The organism is Gilliamella sp. W8128, from assembly GCF_016100545.1.
Taxonomy (GTDB): Bacteria; Pseudomonadota; Gammaproteobacteria; order Enterobacterales; family Orbaceae; genus Gilliamella; species Gilliamella apis.
The window spans coordinates 1-223 of record NZ_JACFSE010000045.1 but is presented as its reverse complement, the minus strand read 5'-3'; the positions used below and the strand labels follow the sequence as shown (position 1 = coordinate 223).

The following is a 223-nucleotide window of genomic DNA, read 5'->3' as shown; positions in this document are numbered from 1 at the left end:
ACACTACCATCGGCACTACGGCGTTTCACTTCTGAGTTCGGCATGGGGTCAGGTGGGACCACCGCGCTATTACCGCCAGACATATCCTGTCTTCTCTTCTCTCAATTGCTGTGCATTATCTCATATCCACATCAATCCCTCAATCCGGAACAAACTGTTCGATTATCTATTAATCTATCTTTATCTTCGCGTACCCAAAACAACTCCGAGTTGTAAGGTTAAG

General features: G+C 45.7%; 1 rRNA gene. It reads right to left on the bottom strand.

Going from position 1 to position 223, the window contains the following annotated elements:
* A 5S ribosomal RNA gene (gene rrf, locus H3U97_RS11375) occupies positions 1-80 on the bottom strand; the annotation flags it as partial.
* Positions 81-223 lie beyond the last annotated feature (143 nt).